The 266-nt window shown below is 49.6% G+C and carries 1 protein-coding gene; it reads right to left on the bottom strand.

Going from position 1 to position 266, the window contains the following annotated elements:
• A partial coding sequence (locus DVW06_RS16955; protein ID WP_446717782.1) for a P-type ATPase occupies positions 1-266 on the bottom strand: 266 nt, incomplete at both ends.

Genomic DNA, 266 nt, shown 5'->3' on the forward strand with positions numbered 1-266 from the left:
CTTTTGATCAATACACCATTCTCGGCGCCTTTCCCAGTTCCCCCCATGATTGCCGTTGGTGTTGCTAATCCTAAGGCACAGGGGCAGGCAATGACTAATACCGAAATAGTGCTCGTCAGTGCAAAGATCCACGACTCTTGTCCGAAGAAAACCCATGCCAGTCCTGCTAGTAACGCTAAGCCAATCACGATCGGAACAAAAACACCCGAAACTTTGTCAGCTATTCGGGCAATTGGGGCTTTCGAACCTTGGGCATCTTCCACTAG

Origin of the sequence: Enterococcus sp. ARL09-542, from assembly GCF_005234805.1 — a bacterium.
Classification (GTDB): Bacteria; Bacillota; Bacilli; order Lactobacillales; family Enterococcaceae; genus Enterococcus_D; species Enterococcus_D gallinarum.